This is a genomic window from Peptococcaceae bacterium 1198_IL3148, assembly GCA_036763105.1.
Taxonomy (GTDB): Bacteria; Bacillota; Desulfotomaculia; order Desulfotomaculales; family Desulfohalotomaculaceae; genus JBAIYS01.
On the sequence record JBAIYS010000005.1, the window covers coordinates 25,952 to 51,669 of the forward strand.

The 25,718-nt window shown below is 41.2% G+C and carries 26 protein-coding genes; 13 read left to right on the plus strand and 13 right to left on the minus strand.

Translation table 11 applies throughout. The features are described from left to right. The first annotated feature begins 21 nt into the window (after nt 1-21). A complete protein-coding gene (locus tag V6C27_06295) occupies nt 22-1,050 on the plus strand; it encodes a GNAT family N-acetyltransferase (GenBank protein ID MEG6616036.1) in 1,029 nt (342 codons plus the stop codon). A gap of 56 nt (nt 1,051-1,106) precedes the next feature. Here V6C27_06295 and lgt read toward each other — a convergent pair whose 3' ends face one another. Further along, nucleotides 1,107-1,928, minus strand: a complete 822-nt coding sequence (gene lgt, locus V6C27_06300) for a prolipoprotein diacylglyceryl transferase (protein MEG6616037.1) — start codon at nt 1,926-1,928, stop codon at nt 1,107-1,109. 182 nt (nt 1,929-2,110) lie between these two features. Between lgt and upp the strand changes: the two genes are divergently transcribed. Next, nucleotides 2,111-2,749, plus strand: a complete 639-nt coding sequence (upp, locus tag V6C27_06305) for a uracil phosphoribosyltransferase (GenBank protein MEG6616038.1) — start codon at nt 2,111-2,113, stop codon at nt 2,747-2,749. 232 nt (nt 2,750-2,981) lie between these two features. Next, nucleotides 2,982-4,256, plus strand: a complete 1,275-nt coding sequence (gene uraA, locus V6C27_06310) for a uracil permease (protein ID MEG6616039.1) — start codon at nt 2,982-2,984, stop codon at nt 4,254-4,256. 380 nt (nt 4,257-4,636) lie between these two features. Here the strand turns inward: uraA and V6C27_06315 are convergent, their stop codons facing one another. Then, entirely contained in the window at nt 4,637-5,164 is a 528-nt protein-coding gene (locus tag V6C27_06315) for a BON domain-containing protein (protein ID MEG6616040.1), read from the minus strand. A gap of 179 nt (nt 5,165-5,343) precedes the next feature. Between V6C27_06315 and V6C27_06320 the strand changes: the two genes are divergently transcribed. The 3 genes from V6C27_06320 to sdaAA all read left to right on the plus strand — a co-directional run bounded on the left by V6C27_06320 (nt 5,344) and on the right by sdaAA (nt 7,218). After that, nucleotides 5,344-5,544 carry a hypothetical protein gene (locus tag V6C27_06320; GenBank protein MEG6616041.1) on the plus strand — a complete coding sequence of 67 codons (201 nt, stop codon included), beginning with the start codon at nt 5,344-5,346 and terminating at the stop codon, nt 5,542-5,544. A 118-nt stretch (nt 5,545-5,662) separates the two neighbouring features. Further along, nucleotides 5,663-6,328 carry an L-serine ammonia-lyase, iron-sulfur-dependent subunit beta gene (gene sdaAB / locus V6C27_06325; protein ID MEG6616042.1) on the plus strand — a complete coding sequence of 222 codons (666 nt, stop codon included), beginning with the start codon at nt 5,663-5,665 and terminating at the stop codon, nt 6,326-6,328. Nucleotides 6,329-6,345: 17 nt separating this feature from the next. Further along, nucleotides 6,346-7,218: an L-serine ammonia-lyase, iron-sulfur-dependent, subunit alpha gene (gene sdaAA, locus V6C27_06330; GenBank protein ID MEG6616043.1), complete on the plus strand. Its 873-nt coding sequence runs from the start codon at nt 6,346-6,348 to the stop codon at nt 7,216-7,218. Between the two features lie 79 nt (nt 7,219-7,297). On the opposite strand, the gene V6C27_06335 is transcribed toward sdaAA, so the two are convergent. Beyond that, entirely contained in the window at nt 7,298-7,621 is a 324-nt protein-coding gene (locus V6C27_06335; GenBank protein MEG6616044.1) for a hypothetical protein, read from the minus strand. A 210-nt stretch (nt 7,622-7,831) separates the two neighbouring features. Here V6C27_06335 and V6C27_06340 point away from each other — a divergent pair, with 210 nt between their 5' ends. The 3 genes from V6C27_06340 (at nt 7,832) to V6C27_06350 (ending at nt 10,975) form a co-directional block, all read left to right on the plus strand. Then, nucleotides 7,832-9,205 (plus strand): sodium:alanine symporter family protein, encoded by a 1,374-nt coding sequence (locus V6C27_06340; protein ID MEG6616045.1) that lies wholly within the window; start codon nt 7,832-7,834, stop codon nt 9,203-9,205. Nucleotides 9,206-9,369: 164 nt separating this feature from the next. Further along, entirely contained in the window at nt 9,370-10,698 is a 1,329-nt protein-coding gene (locus V6C27_06345) for a L,D-transpeptidase family protein (protein MEG6616046.1), read from the plus strand. Between the two features lie 82 nt (nt 10,699-10,780). Then, nucleotides 10,781-10,975 (plus strand): hypothetical protein, encoded by a 195-nt coding sequence (locus V6C27_06350; GenBank protein ID MEG6616047.1) that lies wholly within the window; start codon nt 10,781-10,783, stop codon nt 10,973-10,975. 12 nt (nt 10,976-10,987) lie between these two features. Here V6C27_06350 and V6C27_06355 read toward each other — a convergent pair whose 3' ends face one another. From V6C27_06355 to V6C27_06395, 9 genes are all read right to left on the minus strand, one after another. Next, nucleotides 10,988-12,091 carry a DUF362 domain-containing protein gene (locus V6C27_06355; GenBank protein ID MEG6616048.1) on the minus strand — a complete coding sequence of 368 codons (1,104 nt, stop codon included), beginning with the start codon at nt 12,089-12,091 and terminating at the stop codon, nt 10,988-10,990. A 63-nt stretch (nt 12,092-12,154) separates the two neighbouring features. Continuing rightward, nucleotides 12,155-12,436 carry a DUF503 domain-containing protein gene (locus V6C27_06360; protein ID MEG6616049.1) on the minus strand — a complete coding sequence of 94 codons (282 nt, stop codon included), beginning with the start codon at nt 12,434-12,436 and terminating at the stop codon, nt 12,155-12,157. A 131-nt stretch (nt 12,437-12,567) separates the two neighbouring features. Beyond that, a complete protein-coding gene (locus V6C27_06365) occupies nt 12,568-13,413 on the minus strand; it encodes a DegV family protein (protein ID MEG6616050.1) in 846 nt (281 codons plus the stop codon). A 25-nt stretch (nt 13,414-13,438) separates the two neighbouring features. Beyond that, a complete protein-coding gene (locus V6C27_06370; GenBank protein ID MEG6616051.1) occupies nt 13,439-15,049 on the minus strand; it encodes a DAK2 domain-containing protein in 1,611 nt (536 codons plus the stop codon). Between the two features lie 185 nt (nt 15,050-15,234). Then, nucleotides 15,235-16,188 (minus strand): sulfite exporter TauE/SafE family protein, encoded by a 954-nt coding sequence (locus V6C27_06375; protein ID MEG6616052.1) that lies wholly within the window; start codon nt 16,186-16,188, stop codon nt 15,235-15,237. Nucleotides 16,189-16,201: 13 nt separating this feature from the next. Continuing rightward, nucleotides 16,202-16,573: a hypothetical protein gene (locus V6C27_06380; protein ID MEG6616053.1), complete on the minus strand. Its 372-nt coding sequence runs from the start codon at nt 16,571-16,573 to the stop codon at nt 16,202-16,204. Between the two features lie 69 nt (nt 16,574-16,642). Further along, nucleotides 16,643-17,233 (minus strand): DUF1847 domain-containing protein, encoded by a 591-nt coding sequence (locus V6C27_06385; GenBank protein MEG6616054.1) that lies wholly within the window; start codon nt 17,231-17,233, stop codon nt 16,643-16,645. Between the two features lie 232 nt (nt 17,234-17,465). After that, complete coding sequence (locus tag V6C27_06390) at nt 17,466-18,137, minus strand: Crp/Fnr family transcriptional regulator (GenBank protein ID MEG6616055.1); 672 nt, start codon at nt 18,135-18,137, stop codon at nt 17,466-17,468. 29 nt (nt 18,138-18,166) lie between these two features. Then, on the minus strand, nt 18,167-19,072 hold the full coding sequence (locus tag V6C27_06395; GenBank protein MEG6616056.1) for a putative PEP-binding protein: 906 nt from the start codon (nt 19,070-19,072) through the stop codon (nt 18,167-18,169). 199 nt (nt 19,073-19,271) lie between these two features. Between V6C27_06395 and cysK the strand changes: the two genes are divergently transcribed. Beyond that, the gene (gene cysK, locus V6C27_06400) at nt 19,272-20,198 is read left to right on the plus strand and encodes a cysteine synthase A (GenBank protein MEG6616057.1); all 927 of its coding nucleotides are present in this window, start codon (nt 19,272-19,274) and stop codon (nt 20,196-20,198) included. A gap of 91 nt (nt 20,199-20,289) precedes the next feature. On the opposite strand, the gene hflX is transcribed toward cysK, so the two are convergent. After that, a complete protein-coding gene (gene hflX / locus V6C27_06405; GenBank protein ID MEG6616058.1) occupies nt 20,290-21,552 on the minus strand; it encodes a GTPase HflX in 1,263 nt (420 codons plus the stop codon). Nucleotides 21,553-21,722: 170 nt separating this feature from the next. Here hflX and V6C27_06410 point away from each other — a divergent pair, with 170 nt between their 5' ends. The 3 genes from V6C27_06410 (at nt 21,723) to V6C27_06420 (ending at nt 25,598) form a co-directional block, all read left to right on the plus strand. Beyond that, on the plus strand, nt 21,723-22,571 hold the full coding sequence (locus V6C27_06410; protein ID MEG6616059.1) for a L,D-transpeptidase family protein: 849 nt from the start codon (nt 21,723-21,725) through the stop codon (nt 22,569-22,571). A gap of 192 nt (nt 22,572-22,763) precedes the next feature. Continuing rightward, entirely contained in the window at nt 22,764-23,777 is a 1,014-nt protein-coding gene (locus V6C27_06415; GenBank protein ID MEG6616060.1) for an alpha-hydroxy-acid oxidizing protein, read from the plus strand. 162 nt (nt 23,778-23,939) lie between these two features. Beyond that, on the plus strand, nt 23,940-25,598 hold the full coding sequence (locus V6C27_06420) for an L-lactate permease (protein ID MEG6616061.1): 1,659 nt from the start codon (nt 23,940-23,942) through the stop codon (nt 25,596-25,598). Nucleotides 25,599-25,718 lie beyond the last annotated feature (120 nt).

A 25,718-nucleotide genomic window follows, 5' to 3' on the forward strand; every position in this document is an offset into this window, starting at 1 on the left:
TAATTACAGGGAGGGGATAGCTTGAGTTTAAATGTATACCAAGTTAAAAATCAGTACCAATTTGATATATTTTTAAATATGTCTCAAACCATATATTATGATGATCCCTTTTGGCCTGCCCCACCGCCCAGTGAAACTGCTCAGCAATTGCTAAACATACCGCGAAAAGATGTTAATTTATATGTGGCGGTAAATAACAATGCAGTGATCGGTAGAGTGGCAGGAATGCTCAACAATACTTTAGCCGATAAAAACACAGCAATATTTGGTTATTTTGAATGTATTAATGACCCTAATGCGGCATCTGCTTTAATGAAGGCTGTGGAAAGTTGGGCCAACGACAAAGGTTGTCGCTACTTAACCGGACCAGTTTGTTACAATACTAACGACAGTATTGGGATATTGGTTGACGGCTTTCACTTGCCGCCCCAATTTGGTATGCCTTACAATCATTACTACTACCAAACACTATTAGAACAATCTGGCTACCACAAATACTTTGATTTACTGGCCTACCGTTGGTCAGCCAATCACCCGATGCCGGAAAAATTGAAGCGGATTGCTAAAGGGGCGCAAAAAACACCGGGGTTGGTATTAAGGCCTTTTAACCTACACTTCCCTAAAAGGGAGGCCCAGATATTGGTTAAAGTGCATAATCAGACCATGGAAGGGAATTGGGGCGCTGAAACGCTAACAGTTTCCGATGCAATTCATTACTTAAACAGTTACCGTTCCTTTGCTGATCCTGATTTGCTGTTAACAGTAATTATTAACGGTGAACCGGCGGGTATTTGCTTAACTATACCCAACTTATCCGCAAAATATCATAGTTGTCGGGTGGCAGTACTGGGGGTGGTGCCAAAATTCCGCACCAAGGGTATTGCCGCTTTGCTAATCTATGAAACGATGCTTCGTTTAATCAAAAAAGGTTATCAAGAGGCTGAATTGTCGCTGATTATGGAAAATAACACCATGATGAATCGAATTTTAAGAGATACGTTAAAGTTTGACATTATAAAGCGGTTTAGGGTCTATCGGAAGGAATTGTGATGAAGTTTGTTAAGCCCATTGAAGAAAAAAGTAAGTGGATGGGTTGAACCGTCCACCTACTTTCTACCTCTTCTACTTTTTGGGGTTTGCTTAGAATTGTCCACGGCAACCCTGAGTTGGTTGTTCGCTTTATTCCGCAAGTAAAGTCCCACTACACTGATAATAATTAAAGTTAAACTAACCAATTGAGCAACTCTGAAGGGACCGGCCATTAAACTGTCTGTTCTTAATCCCTCTATAAATAATCTGCCCAGAGAATATAACCCCAAGTATAATAAAGCAATTTCACCTTCAAACCGCTTTTTATTCCAATATAAGAACAAGAATATAAATACGCTAAAATCCCATAATGATTCGTAAAGAAAAGTGGGATGATAGTACTGGCCATTGATAAACATCTGATTGGCAATAAATTGGGGGAATTTGGCGATAAACTCTGGACTAACGGGGCCACCGTGGGCTTCTTGGTTAAGAAAATTACCCCATCGACCGATGGCCTGTCCTAAGATGACACTGGGGGCACAAATATCCGCCATTTGCCACACCGATAATTTATATTTTCGCACATATAAATACCCAGCCAGTACACCACCGATTAAACCGCCATGAATAGCCAGTCCACCATGCCAAATGGCCAATATTTCTAATGGGTTGGCGGCATAACTTGACCACTCAAAAATCACATAATATACCCTGGCACCAATAATAGCTGCCGGAATAACCAATGTCACCATATTTACTATATGATCGGGATTTAGTCCCACTTTTTTTGCTCGTATGTATGCTAATATTATGCCAATTACAAAGGCCGCAGATATGATAATGCCGTACCAATAAATATCTCTGGGGCCAATGGAAAATGCCACTGGGTCTATCAAATTATTCACCTCACAATTTTTATGATAATTTAGCAGGAATTTGGTAACATTATATCGAATTAGCATAGGGTTTGACAAATTTAAGATTTTTAACTAAATTATATCATAGTAAACTTATCATTAATATAAGTCCAAACATCTTAGTTTGATCATCGCCACCAGCACTCGAAGGAGGAGTACATTTGAAAAATGTAACTGTAGTTAAACATCCAGTTGCCAAACACTGCTTAAGATACCTAAGGGATAAAAACACAGATATCGTGATTTTTAGAGATCACCTAAATAGATTAGGTACCTTTTTAGCTATGGAGGCCACCACTGATATCCCGACCAAGCAAATTCAGGTTGATACACCTTTGAACATAGCAACTGAGGCCACCGAAGCCATGGACGACAATGTATTATTAGTACCGATTTTAAGAGCAGGACTGGGGTTTGTTGAAAGTTTCTTAAAAGTAATTCCCCGGGCTAAAGTGGCTCATGTTGGCATGGCTAGGGATCACGAAACCCTCGAGGCCAAAGTATACTTGAGTACACTGCCCGATCATGTATCTACATTTGACAAGGTTTATGTACTGGATCCAATGCTGGCCACCGGTAACAGCTGCGTTAAAGCACTGGAGATCTTAGTGGAAGCCGGCATTAAACCAGAAAACATTGTGGTATCCTGTGCCTTCTCAGTAGAAGAAGGTATTCGACAAGTCCACAGCAAGTTTCCGGAAATCAGAATTGTAACCGCCACTGTTGACCAAAAATTAAATGAAGTTGGTTATATAGTTCCGGGTTGCGGAGATGCCGGAGATCGGTTATACTTGTTATAGCAATTTAAAAACTTAATAGTGTCTACCTTTAAATTAGTCCTGAGAGGCTAAAAAGGTGTGAGTTAGGGTAATATTGCTAACTGGCTACAGATCTAAGCAGTGTCTTGTCTGTAGGTAGTTAGTTAGGTAATATACGTCTAATTTATGCTTCCTGTCTCTCTAGGCAGGAAGCATTTTTTATTTGTGTTTCAAATTATCCTGGGGAAAGATAATTCTAAGAGGAGGTCTCTCGATGACAAAAAGAGAAATTCAAGTAGATGAAAAATTGCCTATTCTTCAAACACTGCCCCTTTCCTTTCAACACTTATTTGCCATGTTTGGTTCCACTGTTCTGGTACCATTCATATTCCAAGTGGACCCGGCAACAATTTTACTTATGAATGGTATTGGTACTTTAATCTATATTATATTGTGTAAAGGTGGCATTCCCGCCTACTTAGGTTCCAGTTTTGCCTTTATCTCTCCGGTGCTGGTGGTGTTAGCTAATAGAAGTTACGAAGCTGCCTTGGGTGGATTCATCGCTGTCGGTGCGGTCTTTTGCCTGGTGGCTTTAATCATCAAGGCCATTGGTACCAAGTGGATTGATGTTATCTTCCCTCCGGCTGCCATGGGTGCCATTGTGGCGGTAATTGGTCTAGAACTGGCACCGACAGCTGCTGAAATGGCTGGTTTGATTTTGCCCGCAGATGCAGCCGCTGACGCCGTCAAAGATCCCCAAGCAATTATGGTGGCGTTACTGACACTGGCCATTACCATCTTTGGTTCGGTAGTCTTTCGAGGCTTTCTGGGAATCATTCCGATTTTAATTGGTGTGTTAAGTGGTTACGCAATTTCCTTTGCTTTAGGCATGGTGGATGTACAAGCCATCGCTGAAGCAGAAATGTTTAAAATACCAACTTTTTATCGCCCGGAATTTGATTGGGCTGCCATTGGTGTGATTCTGCCCGCTGCTTTGGTGGTAATAGCTGAGCATGTAGGTCACCTCTTTGTTACCAGCAATATTGTCGGCCGCGACTTGGCCAAAAAGCCGGGCTTACATCGCTCCCTTTTAGGTAACGGTATCTCAACATTGGTTTCCGGCTTTGTGGGTTCAACCCCAAACACCACTTATGGCGAGAACATCGGTGTAATGGCACTGACCAAGGTGTATAGTGTCTGGGTAATCGGTGGCGCCGCAGTGCTGGCAATTTTTCTCTCATTCTTTGGCAAATTAGCTGCCGCCATTAGTTCCATTCCAGTTCCAGTAATGGGCGGTATCTGCCTGTTGCTCTTTGGCTCCATCGCCGCCTCGGGAATTCGGATGTTGGTGGAGGCTCAGATTGATTATAGTAAAGCCAGAAACTTAATTTTAACCTCGGTGGTATTGATCATTGGTATCAGCGGCGCCGAAATCACCATGGGCGCTGTCAGCTTAAAGGGAATGGGCTTGGCAACTGTGGTGGCCATTATTTTAAGCCTGTTCTTTAAACTGCTAGATGTATTCAACCTCAGCAACGATAATATTTAAATGGTGTGGCACAAATGTTTCAGCACAAGTCACCTGTGTTAAATGGTTAAAGCGCAGGTGGCTTTTGCTATTGCTTTAGGAATAAAAATAATTTAAAAACCCGGCGTCGACTGCAGTAAGCGAACGACATATAGTTAAGCAGTGAACCGAACTTAGCGAAGGAGGTTGTCGGAGGCAGGGTGGCGCATAGGACGTGCGCCACCGGCAACTGAGCCATGGACGGCGAATCTGCCGGGAACCCTGCCGGAGACAGCCGGATAAGCTTTAGTTCGGTCTGCGAAACTATCTAAAAAGTGAGCGGTGCAGTCGCAGCCGGGTTCTACCGCAACCTAAATTCCAACAGCTAAACAAAAATCCAACCACCGCAAAAGACACCAGTTTTAAATATCAGTATATATACCCATTTGCCTGCCAGCCTCTCGGTCATTGTTTACTTGGCTGTGAAAAAGTTGTTCTAAACTGGGCTCTTTGGCTTCGTGATGTATTTGGGAGATTACCTCTGTCACACCCCTGGCCTTTAAGGCCGCTTCCATCGCCGCTTGCTCTTCCATGGCGTTGGTACAGTGCCCCATCAAGAACACTTTGCCACCAACGCTTTTAACGCCTATATGTTTTAAATTCACCCGCGGGTCAGCATTGAGTTCTTCCATAACTTCGAAGGCAACGCCCCGATCGGTTATTTGGCCATCGGTGGAGATGGCAATACCATTTTCTATCCTTTTAATACCATTTACCCTAGATACAACTTCATTAGCCCGGTTTTTATCTGAAACTGTGTCCACAATCCCGGTAAGTTGCACCTCACCGTCAACAACGTCGGCCTTTATATCATAAGCCCTCATTTCAGCATCTGCTTCCAAATAAGCATTTACTAAACGCTTTAATTCGTCATCCTTTGATTTTTGCATACTAATCTCCCTTCTTAAAATGATTATTTTCCTTTCATATTATCCCCGGTGTAAGTTTAAATAAATGACAGCGTTCAATATCACCCTTGAAAATATTGTATCTTTAGCTTTATTCTGTTCAACATAAAAAAACTATATTAGCTAAAAATATTAAAAATAGCGTGAGGAGGATTTGTAAAATGGCAGGAGGTTCAATAGATATTAACCCAGGCTATCAAAACCCTAAACTGGAAGAAAACCTGCACCGGCCAGTGGGTGCACCTCGGGCCAGAGAAATTAAGTCCCAAAAAGCACAGTTAAATAGCACTCACCGTCATGGTACCCAAAAGGATTATAAAATTGGCATGGAATTAAAAACCGGCGTTAAAGAAAGAAAATAATTAAAAATTTCTTTGAAAAATGCCTTGACTGATTATAACAAGGCATTTTTCTTTATCACTTTCTGGCCTAATAAAGTATAATGGTGTACATAATAAATGAATAAGGAGTATGATCTGTATGAAATACTCTTCGGTTTTCGATATAGTTGGACCTTCAATGATTGGTCCTTCCAGTTCCCACACTGCTGGGGCTGCAAAAATTGGTTTAATGGCCCGCAATATTTTTAATGCCCAACCGGATAAATTAGAAATAACCTTTTATGGCTCCTTTGCCAAAACCTACCGGGGGCATGGCACCGATTTAGCAATTATCGGCGGTCTTTTAGGATATAATGCTGATGACCCCCGAATAGTTAATGCTATAGATGATGCAACTAAATTGGGCATAGAAATGGTGCTACTCACCGGTGAAGAAGAAACCGAGCACCCCAATACCGTGAAAATTATTATGCATGAGAAAGACCGAACCTTTGAAGTGATTGGCATTTCTCCCGGCGGTGGACGGGCTGAGATCATTGAAATTAATGGCTTCAAATTAAAGGCTGAAGCGGACAGCAACTTTTTACTGGTATTCCACCATGACCGTTACGGTGTCATTGCAGCGGTGGCCAACCTATTAGCTTGCAACGGTATCAACATTGGTCATATGGAAGTGGCTAGAAAATCAAAGGGTGCCGAAGCTTTAATGATGATCCAGACAGATCAACATGTACCAGAAAATATTGCTTCCGATATGAAGGTTCTGGCCAACGTTACCAGCGTAATCGTCTTTAATAAACCTTAGAGAAAGCGGTGCAGAAAATGGAGTTTCATTCAATTGAACAACTGTTGGCATTGTGTGCCAGCAAAAATTTAAAGATCTCTGATATTATGGTGGAACACGAAATCATTAACAGCGGTTTAGACAGGAAACAAGTTTATCAACAAATGGATAAACAATTAAAGGTTATGGAAGATGCGGTCCAGAGAGGTCTAAAGGAAAATCTCAAGTCCCGCAGCGGCTTAGCCGGTGGTGATGCTAAGTTATTGGCAAATTACCATCAAAAGGGTAATCACCTCACCGGTGGCGTTGTAATGGATGCCTTAACCATGGCTTTGGCCACCTCAGAAGTTAACGCCTGTATGGGGGCGATAGTGGCTACCCCCACCGCCGGTTCCTGCGGAGTGGTGCCAGGTTGTATTTTTGCCGTTGGTAAACATTTAAATTCTAACCGTGATGATTTAATTGATGCTTTATTTACTGCCGGCGCCATAGGTATGGTCATTGCTAACAATGCCAGCATTTCCGGTGCTGCCGGTGGCTGCCAAGCAGAAATAGGCACCGCCGCAGGAATGGCTGCAGCTGCCGTGGTGCAATTGGCCGGCGGCACCCCAAAACAATCTGTAAATGCCGTGGCCATTGCGTTAAAAAGTATGTTGGGATTGGTATGTGACCCAGTGGCCGGGTTGGTAGAAGTGCCTTGTATCAAACGCAATGCCACAGGATCTGCCATTGCGCTGACAGCAGCAGATATGGCCTTGGCAGGAATTGAAAGCGCTATCCCCTGTGATGAAGTGATAGATGCCATGTACCGGGTGGGGCGCTCGATACCGGTAACGTTGCGAGAAACTTCTATGGGGGGCCTAGCAACCACCGACACCGGACGTAGATTCGAAAAAGAAATTTTAAAGTAGCCACCGGCACTTTGGTAAGAATAAATATAAACAGCCAGTGGCGGAACAGTCTTAACTGTCACGCCACTGGCTTCAGTCATTAGTTTAGCCCCGCAGCATGCTTGGCATTGATTCTTTCTACCAGATACATGGTAGAAAAAACGTGATGCACTTGATTGGCCACACTTTCCACCGGCCCTTGATAATCATATAATCCTTCCACAAGTACCGGTTCAAAACCAAAGTCTGTTATTATACTTTGCTTCACTTTATTTAAAATAGCTTTGCGTGTTTCTAAGTCACCAACATCCTGCCATTCAGTGTAAGCATCTATACCATCACTTCCGGTTATTTTCTTTACCGTTTCTAAAAAGGTCACTCGAAATTGTATAAATGTCGGTTGTCGCTTATCAAGCACACCCATGTACTTACCTCCCATTACTATTTTCTAACAAATATGTTTCAATATACTTAAACAATTTCCTTTATGTCAACCCAATTTCTCTATATTCTGAATAATGAAGTTTTTTGTATTTGCCAGCAGGATATTTGTAAATGCAGCGAGAATATCATATTTCATTGGGGCGGTTAATAGAATATTCTAAAAAATTAAAAAAGGAGTGATGTTTTTTAAATGAGTTTTTCAGAACTTATAAGTACTTTAAGTGACTTTGTTTGGGGCCCTTATATGTTGGTATTCATTGTAGGTACTGGTATTTTCCTAACTATCCGCCTTGGATTCCTGCAAGTTTTTTCTCTACCCTACGCCCTGAAACTGGCCTTTGGCAGAAATCAAGACAAAAAGTCAACTGGTGACATTTCCCACTTTCAATCCTTAATGACTGCGCTTTCAGCTACCATAGGTACCGGTAACATTGCCGGTGTGGCAACCGCCTATGTGCTTGGGGGACCCGGTGCTATTTTATGGATGTGGATTACCGCTGTCTTTGGTATGGCCACAAAATACGGTGAAGCAATTTTAGCAGTTAAATATCGGATTGTAGACGATAACGGCAACATGGCTGGTGGCCCGATGTACGTGTTGGAAAGAGGCTTAGGTCAAAAATGGCTAGGCTGGCTGTTCGCCTTTTTTGGTGCCGTTGCCGCCTTTGGTATCGGTAACATGGTGCAAACCAACTCCGTTGCGGATGTTGTGCAATCTAACTTTGGTGTATCACCATATATAACCGGTGTTATCTTAGCAGCTGGTACTGCCGCAGTTATTCTTGGTGGTATTAAGAGTATTGGTAAAGTTACCAGTTTTATTGTCCCTTTTATGGCCTTATTCTATGTTTTAGGCGGTTTGGCAATTGTAGCACTGCACATAGATTTAGTACCAGAAGCCTTTGCTTTGATTTTTTCAGACGCCTTTACCGGTCAAGCCGCTGCCGGCGGTGCTCTTGGTACTGTAATTCGTTGGGGTGTTGCCCGCGGTGTATTCTCTAACGAAGCTGGTTTAGGTTCCGCCCCCATTGCTGCTGCAGCAGCAATAACTGACCACCCCGGTCGTCAAGCTTTAGTATCCATGACCGGTACTTTCCTTGACACCATTATTGTATGTTCCATTACCGGTTTAGGTTTGACAATTGGCGGTTTAACTGGTGCAGTTGAACCTGGTTTAGAAGGTGCTACCCTTACTGCCGCTTCTTTTGCAGCACTGTTACCTGGTTCTAACTTTGGTGCATACTTAGTTACCATCGGTTTAATGTTCTTTGCTTATTCAACAGTTCTTGGTTGGTCTTATTATGGCGAAAAATGTTTCCAATATCTTTTAGGTACAAAGGGTATTACTTTATACCGCTGGGCCTTTGTATTGGTGGCCTACTGGGGTGCAACCGCACAATTAGATATCGTATGGGGCATTGCCGACGTATTTAACGGTGCGATGGCCATTCCAAACTTAATTAGCTTAGTACTGTTATCAGGGGTAATTGTGTCTGAAACCAAAGACTTTAAGAAAATTCGAGAGAAAGAAAAACAGCAAGCAAGTACCGGCATCAGTGCTTAAAAATTGATCATTAAAGAGGTTGTTCAAACAACAGCCTCTTTTTTGTTGTCAGAAAGTATTTAATTTTTAAAAAGATTTTTAACTTTAAAATAATTTCCTTTTTTAGTGTTAGATAGGTATGCTGAACATATTTATTATATAGCTTTCTCTTTTGGAGGTTAATTATGGGATTGCGTACCGCCAACAAAAAATTATGTCTGTTATTTATATTGTCCTTGATTATATTAATTGTGGGCATTAATAATCATAGCTTTACTGTTATAACCAAAACTGAGGCCGGCTCATTGGAGGGAGAAATAAAATTTATTCTGCCCATTAAGCTAGAAAAATCAAGCACCCATCTATACCCAGAGTACCCGCAACATGCGCCCCAATGGTCTGTAGAACAAACAAAAGCAAATGTAGTAACAATAAAAGTTCAGGAACATGTTCCCTACGGTCAAAATCTTAAACTGAAACTTGGCTATCGCCCTTTAGGACTACCAATTACATTCCACATCCAGCAAGACATAGTCAATGACGTAATACCAAAGCTGATGGACCCTAAAAACAAAGTGGTTTCATCAGATAAGCCGTTAATTTTTCAATTTAACACCTTTATCGATCCAAAAAGTATGACTGCTGGCACCAGCACAAGTATACCTGGATATTTTAAACCTACAGATTGGGACGGTGTAAAAAATTATAGTCGGTGGCAATTTACCCCGGAGCATCCCTTGGCAGAAAATCATTCTTTTAGCGTAATTTTTAAACCCAGCATTTATAGCACCAATAATAAATACCTAGAAAAACAAATTATATGTCAGCTCATCACTGGAGTTAAACCCCAGTATGTCAGCGGTAGTGTAATTGATAATGCTAACAACATTAGCCTGTACCCTAAATTGGAGTTTACTTACAACCAAAAGCTAGCCAAAGCAAATATTATTTTAAAAGAAACCCACAGCAATTGTAATGTTTCCGGTCAGATCACGGTAACTGATCATACTGCGTCATTTATTCCCGATAATGTCTTACTTCCCAATACCAAGTATTTTTTAACTATCAAGGTGGAATCAATTGAACAACAAGCCAGCAATGAGCTACAAATTAATTTTACTACCGAAGAGGTGGCCAGTAAATATTGGGTGGATGTAAAACTGGGGGCGATACACACAGTAACCATTTATCAAGGTCAATATCCTATCCGCTTTATGTTGGCTTCCGGGGGACGCAGTGGCCATGAAACCCCACTGGGAAAATACTATATCCAAGACCGGGGTAGCAGTTTCTGGGCAGCTAGATTTGGTGAAGGAGCAAATTACTGGGTAAGAATAGTGGGTAGTATATTAATTCATTCGGTTCCTAAGGATGCTAACTGGCAAACAAAGGAAGAAGAACACGCCAAACTGGGGTTACCAGCCAGCCATGGATGTATTCGCCTTGCGGAACCGGATGCCAAATGGGTTTATGAGAATCTACCGGCAAATACCATGGTAATCATTCATAACTGATATAGCCGATAATTTAATCCCGCTAATTATTCTAAAATTATGTTTTTATGGTATAATAACCTTGTGAAGGGGGTATGCCGGAATGTATGATGTTATTTGCTATCGTCTTAAAGGTCACTTACATTATCAAACCGAAGTGGTGCCGTCAGGTACGCCTGTCAATGATGCCATAGAAAATATTCAAAATGTAGAAGAAACCCTCAGATTTACCGGCTATTCCACCAAGGAAGATGCACAAAAATTTATTGAAAAATTTCAATCCAGCGCTAAAAAATAGTCCAATTATTTTTTACAGTTTCACCAGTTGATATTTTCTAGTGCCTAAGCCAATTATTTCTCCGTGGGCTAAACTTTTCTCGTAATCTGCATTAGGGTGTAGTGCCTTTAGTTTGTCGACGTCATTCCCTTTGCCGTCCAGTTTTGATCCTGGCAGTGCCGGTTCTTTATTAACCAAATCACATGCTGCTTGATCTAAGGCAACTGGATCTAAAGAGGCAATGATGCCAATATCACGCACTATCGGCGTATCATTCCAAGCACAACAATCGCATTCCGGTGATACCTGGGTAATAAAAGTTATAAAACCACATTTTTCACGCTTATCTTTAATTACCCCCAAAGTATATTCAGCCATTTTTTCTTGAATAGCATGGGGCTCAGTCTTCCAGCTCACTGCAATGGCACCTTCTGGGCAGGATACAGTACACTCTCCACAGCCGATACATTTAGCCCGAATAATATTTGCTTTGCGTTCAATGATTTCTATTGCTCCCCTAGGACACCACTTAGCACACCTACTGCAACCAATACATTTTTCGTTATTTAATGATGGCAGCACATCTGAGTGCATCATTTGCTTACCGCTGCGTGATCCCAAACCCATGCCAATATTTTTTATGGTGGCTCCAAAGCCAGTGACTTCATGCCCTTTAAAGTGGCTCACTGCAATAAATGCATCGGCGTGGATAGCAGCACTACCTATTTTAACCTCTTTGAAATGTTTACCGTTAATTGGTACGTTGATATAATCTTTACCAGTTAAACCATCGGCAATTACTATTGGCGCCCCCACCACTGAGTAGTTCCAACCGTTTTCAATGGCAGTCACTGTATGATCCACTGCATTTGATCTGCTGCCGACATATAATGTATTGGCATCAGTTAAAAAAGGGTTTCCTCCTAACCCCTTAACCCGATCCACCAATCTTCTGACAAATTGCGGCCTTATATAGGCCAGGTTTCCCTTTTCGCCAAAATGAACCTTAAAGGCCACCAAGTCCTTTTCTTTGATCAGATCATCGAAACCCGCTGTCCGCCACAGTTTTTCCAGCTTGTCCAACAAGTTTTCTTTCATATTGGCTCGCAGATCAATAAAATAAACTTTAGCTGCCACTATATCTGCCCCCTTAACATCATTATATGTTTACCCCGCTTATGTAAATTTACTCCTGCAACTCTATATTATTTCGGTCTCAATAGCTAGCACTTGGGCGATACCTAATGATTCTATAAATTTTGCTACATTGCTTAAGGTACTCTGCACATGGGTGGTTTCATTGCTAATGCAGGCTATCCCCAATGTGGCCCGTTGCCAAGTATGCTGCCTACCAACTTCAGCTACCGAAACATTATATCTGTTTTTAATTCTATCAATAATGCTTTTAAGCACCCGCCTTTTATCCTTTAGATTATTGGCTTCCCCAATATACAATTCAACAATTAGCGTACCCACAATCATTGCTCCCCCCCCCAATCTTTGGTATTGACCAAGTTTTAAATCCACGCCCTTTAGTTTATACTTTGTTTGTTAAAAGTATAAAAACATGAAGCCCAAGCATATCGAAATAGCTGGGCTTCATGATAATTTGATTATTTTTTATAAAAGGCCATTCCCACTGCACCGGGTCCGGTATGGCACCCAATTACCGAACCAATTTGACAAATAACCAGTTCATCAATATTTAAGTTTTGTGTGGCTTCTGCCTTAAGCTGTTCCAATGCCATTGGATCATGGGCATGTACTAAATAACATACCATCCTTTCATTACCACATTCTTCAACAGCCTGCTGAACTATTTTTTTAATTCCCTTATTTTTACCACGTATTTTGGCCCAAGGTTGTAAAATGCCGTCCTTGACAACAATCATTGGCTTGATATTTAGTAGCGATCCAACAAAGGCTTCGGTTTTACTAATCCTTCCACCCCGCTGCAGATACTCTAGCGTGTCTACTAAGAAATTAACTCTCATTTTATTTATTATTTCATTGATTAGTAATATAATTTCCTCTTTGCTCTTCCCTGCTTCCACTGCCTTGGCAGCGGCTAAAGCAATTAATCCTAAGCCACCACATACATTTCTCGAATCTATGACAGTAATATCCTGATCCGGCAACATACTTTGGGCTATTTGGGCAGCACGGTAAGTACCACTTATGCCCGAAGATAAGTGGATAGATATAATAGACTGAACGCCCTCTTCCTTTAAACGCTGATAGGTTTGTAAAAATTCACCCGGTGAAGGTTGCGATGTGGTAGCTCTTTCATTTGCGGTCACTAACCGTTCATAAAATTGCGTTGGCTTTATGTCTACACCATCTTTATAAACCTGTTGTCCAAATATAACTTTTAATGGCACTACTGCTATTTGATGTTGTTGATACAGCTCATCATTAAGATCAGCAGTGCTATCTGTAACAATTCTAATAGAGGACATTATCGCTCTCCCTACGATTGATTTATTACTCTGCAGAAATTAAATATTGATATAAAGGTTGACCCCCGTAGTGAACTTCTATTTCTAAGTGCGGAAATTCCTGTTGCAACTTATCGGCAGTCTGTTGGGCAGCCTCACCAGTTACATCATCACCATAATAAATAGTGATTAATTCTTCATCATTGGCAGTTAATGCTTGCATTAGTTGCCTCAGTACATCATCCATTTTCTTGCCGCTGGTTACAATTTTATCATCTAACAAACCGATAATATCGCCTTGATTAATGGCTTGACCTTGAACACTGACATTTCGAACAGCAGTTGTTATTTCGCCCGTTCGTACCAGCTCCCGTCCATCAGTCATGGCTTCAACGTTTTCGCTGATGCTGGCTTCCGGGTCCAGTGCCAGCAAAGCAGCTATCCCTTGTGGTATAGATAACGTCGGTATCACCGCAACTTCTTTTTTACTAATGGCAGCCGCTTGATTGGCTGCCATGATGATGTTCTTATTGTTGGGCAACACAATTACGCTATCGGCCGGTGCTGCCTCTACCGCCTTTAGTATATCATCGGTGCTAGGGTTCATAGTTTGGCCGCCCCTAACTATCACGTCAACACCCAAGCTTTCTAATATATTGTCAATACCCTCACCAATGCTTACCGCAACCACAGCTAAGTGCTTATGCTGTGGTTCTTCACGCAGTCCTTCATTTTGTTCACGCATATTACTTATATTCAGTTTATGTAGTGAACCATAATTTAGACATGTTTCAATTACCAACCCAGGATGATTTGAGTGAATATGAACCTTTGCCACCTCTTCACTGCCCACCACCATTAAACAATCACCATATGGTTTTAATTGATTTTTAATCTCTGCCAGTGGTAACAGGTTTCCCTTGAGTAAGAATTCGGTACAATAGGTGAAGTTAATGTCATCTTCAATATCCTGGACATTAAATTCCGCCAACCGCTTCTCTTGATTACTGGTAAAATCGTGTAATAATTCAATATGCTCTGCCTGCCGCAAGGAGTATAACATTCCTTGCCAAATGGTCACCCAACCCTTACCTCCGGCATCCACCACTCCTGCTTCCTTTAATATCGGCAGTTGATTAGGGGTTTCATCCAATGCCTTTAGTGCTTGTCTTAAGGTAGCAACCATAAATCGAAACAATTCAGGACTGCGATCTGCTGCCTGCTGAGCCGCTTCAGCAGACTTCCTTAACACTGTTAAAACGGTACCCTCCACAGGGTTAGAAACTGCATGATAAGCTAACTTTGCTCCTTCTGCAATGGCCATTGCAATGTCATTAGCATTGGCCGCAGGTTTATCCTTTAACGCATTGGAAAAACCTCTCACCACTTGAGATAAAATAACCCCGGAATTACCCCGGGCACCCATTAAACAGCCACGGGCAGCCGCCTCGGCCACTTCCCCCAAATGGTCCCCTTCCACCTGCTGGGCTTCCTTTGCCGCTTCCAGCAACGTCAGATACATATTGGTTCCTGTATCACCATCCGGCACAGGAAATACGTTCAAAGCATCAATCTCATGCTTTTGCTTAGCTAAAAGATTTGCACTTCCGGTCAACATTAGTTTAAAACCAATTCCATCCATTGTATATATGCCCAAACTAAACGCCCCTCTACATGAATTAACTGATTCTTCAACTTTACATTAATTCTATTTTTTTTGCACGTTTCCTGCCTAATACACTTTTTTACTAGCCTATACATTAGTTTATCATTTTATTTTGTAGTTCTCACTATAAACACAATTAACCCCTTGGCTTAAGCCAAGGGGTTATTATAGTTGAATTACATTTTAAAACCAGTGAGTTCAAAGATCATTTTACCAAATACATATGATGTTCCCGTATAAGTGAGGATTACTGCCAAAGCGGCTTTCAAATATACAGCCTTGATCATTTTGGATAATTTAACACCTAAATAACTACCGATACAGATACCAACTATTTCCCAGCTAAGCAATGCGTAATCAATGACACTGCCCATTTGAATGTAGTTAAGTACACTGGTAATTGATGTAAACAGGATTGAGAAGGTTACAGTGCCTGCCACAATAAACATCGGGAATCCCATAAAACTGGCCACAAAGGGTACCAACAGGAAGCCACCGCCCACGCCCATTGATGCAGAGATAATTGCCACTATAAAGCCAGCCGCAAAGGGTACTAGGGCGTTGAATTGGAACTCTTCACCCCCAAAGGTAAACCTGTTTTTAATACCAATTTGCTGAAAGTTAACACCAAATTCTTTAATTTCGTTCAGTTTTCCAGCGGCCCTTAGTTCTTTAACTTTATTTTCAAAGTTTTTAGTGGCTGCCTTTACCTTTTTCTGACTATCTCTAAATTTAGGAGTAATTTCGTACCACATGCGGAAGGCAATAAAGTATGTCAATAGTCCAAAGACCGACTTGTAACTACTCATGTCCGATAGATAAGTATGGGATAGGTAGGAGCCAACCAAAGCACCGATAATACCACCGGCTGCCAGCATTAATGAAATGGGAATAATTATTCTTTTTTCCCGAATATACATCGGTGTTGAAATAACCGGCGATATGATGGTTAAGATTTGGTTCATTGGTTTAATCATGTTGGCGTCTTTAATGCCAAAGACTGTGATGTGTCCCATACCAGCCAGAATGCCACCGGCGGCACCCACAGAGGAAAATACAAAGCCCGTTATCACTGACCATAAAATTAACATCACTGGGCTAACCGTTACACCTGCAATTTCAAAAGTCATAAAATACCCCTCCCTAATTATTTAATGCTAACACCCTATGTTTTTTAACCAATTTCTTTGCTACCAGATAAATGATAATTGCCAAAGGATAATAAATAATTACTTCCAAAGTAATGTCAAAGATGGTGATTTGTCTAAATTTTAAACTCAACAACCACATGATGATAAAGTGAGGTACTAAGGATGTTAAAGATTCTAAAACCGATGCCGCCAACATTTCAAAGTAGATTTCGCGAATTCTTTCCTGCAGAGCATGATAAGCCTCACCATCGCCCATTTGCAACGCAGATTCACTAAGTTCATTGTACTTTTTAATCTCGGCAAGCAATTTTTCTTTCTTTTCTCTATGGGGTTGCTTTAATTTATCAATTACAGAAAAGAACATCTATCCCTATCACCTCACTTTAAAATTGTGTTTGTTATAGTTATTTCAATAACTAGTCAAGCCAGAGCTTTACAGGTTTTTCAATTTTTTAATCTTTTTGCGATTATAGCTGGAATAAATGACACCCAACGGATTATGGGCCAGCACCCTGTCCTTGACTGCAAACACCGTCACTGGTGCCTCTGCAAACTGATGGAATAAAATATCATGACCGACACATAGACCTAGTTCTATGTTAAGGTCAACTTTAGCTTTGTTAAGTAATTCAGCCTGCCCCACCGGATTGCATAAAACTTCAACTTTGTCATCCTTAACATTTGGCACTTCATAATCTTTTTTATTTAGTCCACCACATTTACAACAAACCGATTCCACTTCAAACCCCAGATCAACCAAAATATCATTTATTGCTTTAGCTTCATCAGCCAGCCCCACGCAAAAGGCCAACCCCAACTTTTTATAACCAGATTTTTTACTGAATCGCACCAGTTCTTCCATGCGGGTAAGGTTATTGCCAAATTCTTTTTGTAAATAACCACTGATTCTGTGCTTGGGCTTGTTTTCATCTCGCTGGTAGGGTGACAAATCCAATTTACCACCAGTGCAATCAAAACCTTCTTTGTCACAGCGGTTATTAATTTTACATAGCGCACATTTCATTTAATTCCCTCCCTTATTATTGCTTATAGAGGATGGTGCTAATTAATTGAATAATTGATGATTAGCTAATCGTCATTATATGGATAGTGTTTGTTTTCACTTTCCTATTACGTTGGATTATAGCAAACAACCTGACATAAGTATGTCGCTTCTGTGACACAAAAAGTGTCACATTTATGACCCCGGTCTGTCATTAACGTGACACTTTTATTGTGCTAATAATAATATTCTTTTACATTATCCATTTGGTAAGTTTGTCTAGGTCAGTGATAAAAATATCTCTACCTTCCATAGTAATACTTTTCTCATTTTTAAAATTATTTAAAGTGGATGTTACCGTTTGCCTTGAAGTACCAATCATATTGGCCATTTCTTCATGGGTTAAACGTAGGTTAATTTTTAAGCCCTTGTCGGTTTTTACACCAGTTAGTTCCGATATTTTCAAAAGCATTAACGCCAAACGACCAGGCACCTGCCAACACACCAATTCGTGTACAATGGCTTCCGCCTCCCTCATTCGGGCCCCCAACAATCTAGCCACTTTAACTGCCAATCTTGGTTTAGCCTCCAAAAGTTCTTCAAACTTATTCTTTCTAACCACCACCGCCTTGACATCATTTATTGCCCCGGCAAAACATGTCCGTTCACCATGATGCAGTGTTTCAGCTAAACCCATTAATTCACCGGGACTGCGCATACATCCAACGGTTACCCTACGCCCATCGCTGGCAATGCGGTATATCTTAACATACCCTTCCTCAACCAAGTAAATCCGATCTGCAATATCCCCAGCAGAAAACAGCGTGTGTCCTTTAGGATAATGCATTAACATCCCCGCTTCGCGGATTAACTTCTTTTCAGCCTCATCTAATCTCAACGCTTCACCATTATCATTTGTTGTCATCAACTAACCCTCCCCTCCTAAAGATATCATTATATACCAAGCTTATCCAAAGCTGAATCAACATAGGTTCTAATTCTATCGGCACTGGATAGCACCAGCGCTTTAGCCGCAATTCTAGCTGCATTTTCTGCATCTAACTTATCTATCACCTTTAGGGTATCTGATATTTTGTCGGACCTAACCGCTATCCCGGCAATGCCAATTCCTTTAAATATGGGAAGCACCTGTTTATATTCTGTGATGGCACCACAAACCATAACATCTAACGGGTTTTCTGGTTTAACATCTATTATTTGCTTAATTGCTCGCAGCAACGCCGGATGCATCGGGTCTGTTAGCTGTGTCAACATCGGACCATCGGTATCCAATGCCATCAAGTACTTAAGTAATTTATCAGCGTCAACAATGTAAAAGTTAACTTCATGGGTTAACATCTCCAATGAGATAACTAGCGATGGTATTTCTACCATTATACCAAGGGGTGTATTAGCGTTATAGGTAAACCCCTGTTCACTAAGCTGTTTGCGCACTAAATGAAGTTGTTCCTTCGCCCATTTAAATTGCTCTATATCGGCAACTCCGGGAATGGCAATTCTAACATTGTATCCTTCACTTGCCCGCAGCACTGCTCGCAACTGTCCTTGGAAAGTGTCAGGGTTTGCAATGCTATTTCTTATTCCCCAAAGGCCAAAGGGCTGTACCGTAGAACCACCATCAAAGGTACGAATGGTGATGGGGTTATTACCACCCTGGGCAAAAACCTGACGGTAATATTGATATTGTTCTTCTTCATTATATTCTTTATCTTGATATAATGATTCGGTTCTTAATATTCCAATCCCTTTTGCGCCCTTTTCTATAGCATTTTCTATCTCATTAACATTTTCGATATCGGCCTGTACTCTAAAATCAAACCCACGGTTACTAAATAGCATAAATAACACTCCAGACGGTTTAGTGTCCACATATCACTGTATAACATAGTATTATATCATATATAAACTATGTCTAATATTAAATTCTTCCGGTTTTATTCTATATAGTGGTTTAATGCTGGGTTTGTAGTAAATAATTAAATATGTTATTTAAAAATGTAGTATAATAAACACACCATTAGTTAGAGGGTGGTATATTTTGGGTAAAGTTTTAAATAATATTCTGGACGCCATTGGCAATACGCCAATGGTTAAATTACATCGGGTGGTGGACCATTGTCCCGCTAATATTTATGCTAAAATTGAATCGTCTAACCCCAGTGGCAGTGCCAAGGCCAGAACTGCCCTGGGCATGATCCTGGCTGCTGAAAAGGAAGGCATCCTTAAACCGGAATCAATAATTATTGAACCCACCAGTGGCAATCAGGGGATTGCCTTGTCAATGGTGGGAGCAGTGCGAGGTTACCGCACAATTATTGTGATGCCTGACAACATGAGCGTTGAGCGACAACAACTTATAAAAGCATATGGCGCTGAAATAGTATTAACACCGGCAAATGAAAATGTAGAGGGGGCTGTAAAAAAAGCACAGCAACTTGTACGCACAACTCCCCATGCCTGGATGCCCAATCAATTTGAAAATAGTGCTAATCCCAAATTCCATGAACAAACAACAGCCCAAGAAATTCTAGAGCAACTTGATCAACCGATAGACGCCCTTATTGCCGGGGTGGGTACTGGGGGTACTCTGTCGGGGGTTGCCCATGTATTAAAGAAACACTTTCCCCAGCTAAAGGTTTATGCAGTGGAACCCAGTAATTCGGCGGTAATAGCAGGAAAACCAGCTGGACCCCACAAACTGCAAGGCATTGGTGACGGATTTGTGCCGGCTAATTTAGATATGTCAATCTTAGACTCCCCTATTTCGGTATCCGATGAGGATGCCATCAACACTGCGCGCCGTTTAGCCAGAGAAGAAGGTTTACTGGTGGGAATATCCAGTGGTGCCGCAGTGTGGGCAGCATGTGAAGTTGGCAAGCAACTGGGGGCTGGGAAAAATATTTTAACGATACTGGTTGATACCGGCGAACGTTATTTAAGTACCGATTTATTTAAAGATTTATAATTCTAAATTAAAAGTAGTAGTGGCAAATATGTCCTACTACTTTTAATATTAACTTGAATTAATGATAAAGCACAGTCTTGAAAAGAGATTGTTATGTTAACTTGGCCAAAATCCTTTCAATCCAAACCCTTTCCATTTCAACCTCCAGCTCCACTCCGTCCGGCTGGTATTCTTGATGCAACACCTGACCATGGTGGTGCAACATTTGGATAACAAAGCTCTTATTAAAGGGGACAAAAATTTTGGTAGTGGTTCTACCGGCGGATAATGCTTCCGATATCGCCTTTAATAAATCATCTAAACCATATTTATTTTTGGCGGAAATGTTTACAGATTTAACGTAATAACTGTGATTAATATCACCAAACATTAATTGGTTGTCGTTATTTACATCAATTTTGTTCAAAACTAAAATAGTTGACTTTTGCTCCACCCCTAGCGATGTCAACACCTTTTCCACAGCCTGAATCTGGCAGCGATAATTGGGATGACTGGCATCCACCACATGCAGCAGCAGGTCGGCTTCCACAACCTCTTCTAAGGTTGCCCGGAAGGCCGCCACCAAGTGATGAGGTAAGTTCTGAATAAAGCCTACGGTATCCGTTAATAAAATTGTTTCGTTTGTGGGCAACACCACTCTCCTAGTGGTGGGATCTAATGTGGCAAATAGCTTATCTTCAACCAATACATCTGATCCCGTCAAAGTATTTAATAGCGTGCTCTTACCAGCATTGGTGTAGCCCACTAAACTTACCAAAGGAAAAGGCACCGCTTGGCGATTCTTTCGATGTAACGCCCGATGTTTTTTTACCAGTGCTAACTCCCGTTTTAAATCCGTTATCCGTTGTCTTATTCTTCTCCGGTCAACCTCCAACTTAGTTTCACCCGGACCCCTGGTACCAATCCCCCCGCCAAGGCGAGATAATTCTGTACCACGACCAATTAATCTAGGCAACATATAATTTAATTGTGCCAACTCCACTTGTAATTTACCTTCTTTGGTCTGGGCCCGCTGGGCAAAAATATCTAAAATCAATTGCGTCCGATCTATTACCTTGACACCGATAATCTCTTCAACATTTCTCTGTTGAGAGGGGGTCAGTTCTTGATCACAAATAACCAATGACACGCCCTGTTGTTGACAACGCTCTGCCACTTGATATAATTTGCCCCGACCAAAAAAGTATCTGCTATCAGGTTTGCTGCGCCTTTGTACCATTACATCTACAACAACTGCCCCCGCCGTTTCGGCCAATCCCTTTAGTTCATTTAATGATATATCTGAACCACTGGCATTTAAATCTAAACCAATCAGTAATGCTTTTTCCTCAACTTCATTATTTATACTCTCCATTGCTCCCCCTAAAATTTTTCTTTCATTATGTTCAAATCAATCACATTTTATCATTTTACCTTGTGATTGTTAATTGAATTACATGGTCTAAGTGGTTAAGAATATTTTAGTAATCAAAACCTCTCTTAATCAATATCTATATTTTAGATTTGATTAAGGAGGTTTCGGTTTTGTACAAAAATCTTATCCCATCATTAGTTATTGCCCTCTTATTATCAATACCTGTGTTGGCGGAAGGTGCTGCCGAACAAATACTCATTAACAAAGGTACTAATCAACTGGCTTTTTACCAAGACAACCGATTGACAAAGGTTTTCCCCATCGCCACTGGCAGTCATCCGTCATTTACGCCGGAAGGAAATTTTTATATCGCAAACAAAATCATAAATCCACCCTATTATAAAAAAAACATTCCCGGTGGCAGTCCTTATAACCCATTAGGCCCCCGCTGGTTAGGCCTTTCATATCCGGGAGGCGCCTATGGAATTCATGGTAACAGCAACGCCGCCTCCATTGGCACCTATGCTTCAGAGGGCTGTATCCGTTTATATAACCAAGATATTATTTGGTTATATGACCAAGTTTTCATTGGCACGCCAGTAAAGATTGTCAACAACAATACTGACCTCAACACATTGTTGGAACCAGAAACCGCCATTCTCACGGTAAACGGTAATTATATACCGGAAAATTGCAAAGCCATTATTGTGGATCAAGATGTCATGATCGCGTTGCGTCCGTTGGCTGAGTATTTAGGATACACCATTAGCTGGAACAATAACACAAACAGCATACTAGTTGCCAACGGCCAAAAATACGCTGAATTAAAAATTAAAGACACCACCGTTACAGTAAACTCAGAACCACATGCTATTTCTAAAGCACCGATAATGTGGAATAATAACACCTATGTACCAATTGATTTTTTCGACAACATTCTCGGTTTTAAAGCAAGTTGGAATGTCCAGGAAAAACATGTAGATATTACTAATCCCTCCCTGTATTTACCAACAGAATAAGGGTTAAATTTGTGTTAACATACTGATAAAAGTTCCTTCCTGAAAATCGACACAATATTTAAAAAATCGACATAATAATATTTTCTAATTTTTATTTTTTCAGGAAGGACTTTTACGAAATATATTGAATATTGTTTTATCGGATTAGTGGTCATACCATCATAATATTAGAAGGGAGGATAAGCTGAATAAATGGATTATAAAATGGTAAGGGAAGAAGCTAAGCAAAAACTCAAAGGTTTTTGTAGAGTATGTCCGGTTTGTGATGGTCGCGCATGTGCTGGGGAAGTACCTGGCATGGGTGGCTCTGGAACCGGCGCCTCATTTAAAGCTAATCTGGAAGCATTAAATAAATACCGCCTAAACATGCGTACATTGCATAATGCCAAACAGGTAGACACCACCTTTACGTTATTTGGTAAAAAAGTGGAAACTCCTATTTTAAGTGCACCAATGACTGGTACCTACTATAACATGGGTCCGGCTTTAACCGAACGCGAATTTATTGGTATGATTGTATCCGGTAGTCGCAACGCTGGCAGCATTGGTTTTACCGGTGACGGGGCTGATCCCACCATGTATACTTCCGGCATTGAAGCTATTAAAGAAGAAAATGGCTGGGGGATTCCAGTTATTAAACCTAGGGAACAGGCTGTAATACTTAAAATGCTTAAGGATGCTGAAGAAGCAGGTGCCATTGCGGTGGGCGTAGACGTTGACGGTGCCGGTCTAGTTACCATGGCGCTAAAAGGGCAACCCGTTGGTCCTAAAACCAAAGAAGAGTTAAAAGAAATTATTTCTGCAACTAAATTACCCTTTATATTAAAAGGCATTATGACCGTTGACGAAGCTGAGCTAGCCGCAGAAGTTGGTGCCGCTGCAATTGTAGTTTCTAACCATGGCGGTCGTATTATCGATCACACCCCCGGCGCTGCAGAAGTGCTACCTGACATTGCAAAGGCTGTAAAAGGCAAGGTGACCATTTTAGCAGACGGTGGCGTGCGCTCCGGTGTGGATGTTATTAAACTACTTGCCTTAGGAGCAGATGCCGTACTTATTGGTCGTCCACTGATTGTTGGTGCTTACGGTGGTGGTGCTGAAGGAGTACAGCTAGTGATTGATAAGTACACCAATGAGTTAAAGCAGGCAATGATTATTACTGGTTGCAACTCATTGGCAGATATAACAGATATAATCATCTATTAATTTGTTTTAGGTGCTAAGTTTTTTGAAAACGTTCAATATTTTCATATATTAAATAATTATAAAAATTAACTGCTTAAAATACCAATGTCCTATGGGAATTATCTCAGAGAGAACACAAAAGAAATAACTTAAATGACAAATTATTCTAGAGGAGGTTATCACATGTATGCTTTTATGGCATTCCTGCCCATCTTAGTAACAATTGTATTAATGACCGCATTAAACTGGCCAGCTAAGCGGGCATTACCAGTTTCTTGGGCACTGGCTGTTGTCATTGCGTTAACCATGTGGCAAATGGATGCACAACATGTATTTGGCTATTCCTTATTTGGATTTTTAAAGGCCATTGACGTACTAATTATTATCTTTGGTGCCATCTTAATTCTGAACACCATGAAAATATCCGGTGCTATGACAACCATTAACAACGGTTTTATGGGCATCACCAAAGACCGCCGGGTACAAGCAATTATCATTGGTTTTATGTTTGGTTCCTTCATTGAGGGTGCTGCTGGTTTTGGTACCCCAGCGGCCATTGCTGGTCCGCTACTGGTAGGGCTGGGCTTCCCACCGCTGGCTGCTGCCATTGTGGCGCTGATTTATGACAGCACATCAGTTTCTTTTGGTGCCGTTGGTACTCCGGTATATGGTGCCATGGGTACTCTGTCTACCAACCTAGCACAAAGCGGTGTGGATCAAAACGCTTTCTTAATGGCATTCACCCAATGGACAGCAATTCCACACGCAATAGCTGGTGTGTTTGTTCCTTTGATTGGTATTGCTTTCTTAACTAAGTTCTTTGGCAAAGAAAAATCCATTAAACCAGCCTTAGAAGCTGCTCCTTTTGCAATATTTGCTGGTTTAGTCTTTGTAATTCCTTATGTTATCACCGCCTACTTCTTGGGACCTGAGTTTCCATCTCTGGTGGGTGCGCTGATCGGTCTGGGTATTCTGTTGGTGGCTGCGAAAAACGGTTTCCTGGTACCAAAAACATCATGGGACTTTCCACGTAAAGAAGAATGGCCAGAGGATTGGAAATCTAAAGCTGATACCGGTGACACCGGTGAAGCAAAAATGTCCCTGTTGAAAGCTTGGGCACCATATGTGTTAATCGGACTGATTTTAGCTGTCACCCGTATCCCAACCTTTGGTTTAAAGCCAATTTTGCAAAACTTAACCATTACCCTGCCTAACGTTATGGGCATTGAAGGCTTAGACTATGCTTTACAGTGGGCTTGGTCACCTGGTATACTACCGTTCATGTTGGTAGCATTAATTACCGCCGCTATGCATGGCATGAGCGGCAAACAAGTTAAAGATGCTTGGGTAGGAACCTTCAAACAAATCACCGGTGCCGCCATTGCTTTGTTTGCCGGTGTGGCGTTGGTACAGTTAATGCTTAACTCCGGCGTCAACCAAGGTGGTTTAGACAGCATGATGACTGCCATGGCCAAGGCTGCAGCCGGTCTAGCTGGTAGTGCATTCCCCTTCTTTGCTCCCTTTATTGGTGTGTTGGGTGCCTTTATTTCCGGCTCAAACACTGTTTCAAACGTATTGTTTGCATCATTCCAGTTTGAAACCGCTACCATTTTGGGTATGCCCCCAGTGTTGATTGTGGCACTGCAAAACATCGGTGGTGCCGTCGGTAACATGATTTGTGTAAACAACGTAGTTGCTGTGTGTGCCACTGTTGGTTGCATCGGTGTTGAAGGCCAGATAATCAAGAAGAACTTTATTCCCTGTCTGATTTACGGCATTGCAGTAGCAATTTTAGTCAGCATCTTGATTTATATTGGCTTTGATCCACTACCAATTAAATAGATTTAAAGAAAATCTGTGTCCTGGACAAGCCGTCCGGGACACAGAAATTATAATTTTATAAATTATTTATAGGTATTTTTGTTAAATAACTATAAATAATTTATAAATAAGGAGGCATCA

Bases quoted from the DNA above. Each gene is read 5' to 3' on its own strand.
- uraA (MEG6616039.1), top strand. From the start codon at position 2,982: ATGACAAAAAGAGAAATTCAAGTAGATGAAAAATTGCCTATTCTTCAA.
- V6C27_06315 (MEG6616040.1), bottom strand. From the start codon at position 5,164: ATGCAAAAATCAAAGGATGACGAATTAAAGCGTTTAGTAAATGCTTAT.
- V6C27_06320 (MEG6616041.1), top strand. From the start codon at position 5,344: ATGGCAGGAGGTTCAATAGATATTAACCCAGGCTATCAAAACCCTAAA.
- sdaAB (MEG6616042.1), top strand. From the start codon at position 5,663: ATGAAATACTCTTCGGTTTTCGATATAGTTGGACCTTCAATGATTGGT.
- sdaAA (MEG6616043.1), top strand. From the start codon at position 6,346: ATGGAGTTTCATTCAATTGAACAACTGTTGGCATTGTGTGCCAGCAAA.
- V6C27_06335 (MEG6616044.1), bottom strand. From the start codon at position 7,621: ATGGGTGTGCTTGATAAGCGACAACCGACATTTATACAATTTCGAGTG.
- V6C27_06340 (MEG6616045.1), top strand. From the start codon at position 7,832: ATGAGTTTTTCAGAACTTATAAGTACTTTAAGTGACTTTGTTTGGGGC.
- V6C27_06345 (MEG6616046.1), top strand. From the start codon at position 9,370: ATGGGATTGCGTACCGCCAACAAAAAATTATGTCTGTTATTTATATTG.
- V6C27_06350 (MEG6616047.1), top strand. From the start codon at position 10,781: ATGTATGATGTTATTTGCTATCGTCTTAAAGGTCACTTACATTATCAA.
- V6C27_06360 (MEG6616049.1), bottom strand. From the start codon at position 12,436: ATGATTGTGGGTACGCTAATTGTTGAATTGTATATTGGGGAAGCCAAT.
- V6C27_06365 (MEG6616050.1), bottom strand. From the start codon at position 13,413: ATGTCCTCTATTAGAATTGTTACAGATAGCACTGCTGATCTTAATGAT.
- V6C27_06375 (MEG6616052.1), bottom strand. From the start codon at position 16,188: ATGACTTTTGAAATTGCAGGTGTAACGGTTAGCCCAGTGATGTTAATT.
- V6C27_06380 (MEG6616053.1), bottom strand. From the start codon at position 16,573: ATGTTCTTTTCTGTAATTGATAAATTAAAGCAACCCCATAGAGAAAAG.
- V6C27_06385 (MEG6616054.1), bottom strand. From the start codon at position 17,233: ATGAAATGTGCGCTATGTAAAATTAATAACCGCTGTGACAAAGAAGGT.
- V6C27_06390 (MEG6616055.1), bottom strand. From the start codon at position 18,137: ATGACAACAAATGATAATGGTGAAGCGTTGAGATTAGATGAGGCTGAA.
- V6C27_06395 (MEG6616056.1), bottom strand. From the start codon at position 19,072: ATGCTATTTAGTAACCGTGGGTTTGATTTTAGAGTACAGGCCGATATC.
- hflX (MEG6616058.1), bottom strand. From the start codon at position 21,552: ATGGAGAGTATAAATAATGAAGTTGAGGAAAAAGCATTACTGATTGGT.
- V6C27_06415 (MEG6616060.1), top strand. From the start codon at position 22,764: ATGGATTATAAAATGGTAAGGGAAGAAGCTAAGCAAAAACTCAAAGGT.
- V6C27_06420 (MEG6616061.1), top strand. From the start codon at position 23,940: ATGTATGCTTTTATGGCATTCCTGCCCATCTTAGTAACAATTGTATTA.